Raw genomic sequence first — 251 nt, 5'->3', positions numbered from 1 at the left:
GTGCAGTACTTGATGAAGTATTTACAGATGTTTTTACACTTTTTGATGATTTAATTAATCAACACAAAGCACTGCACAGTATAAGCCATTTACAGTTATGCCAAAGTGATAAACAAAACTTTGTTGTTATTCGTCACACTAAAGCAATTAATGATGATACAAAGGCTTTGGTTGAGCACATAACAAAAAGCCAGCAGTTTAAAATTGTATGGCAAAGCGAGAGCGATGCAATAGAACATTCACACTTAGCC

1 protein-coding gene is annotated in these 251 nt (G+C 34.3%); it reads left to right on the top strand.

The window, feature by feature from the left end; genetic code table 11:
• The coding region (locus AAEY83_RS17245) for a hypothetical protein (RefSeq protein WP_351061116.1) at positions 1-251 on the top strand (251 nt) is incomplete at both ends.

The sequence above is a fragment of the Psychrobacter sp. TB20-MNA-CIBAN-0197 genome, assembly GCF_040309765.1.
Lineage (GTDB): Bacteria > Pseudomonadota > Gammaproteobacteria > Pseudomonadales > Moraxellaceae > Psychrobacter > Psychrobacter submarinus.
The sequence above is the reverse complement of the archived record's forward strand: the minus strand, read 5'-3'. Positions and strand labels throughout refer to the sequence as shown.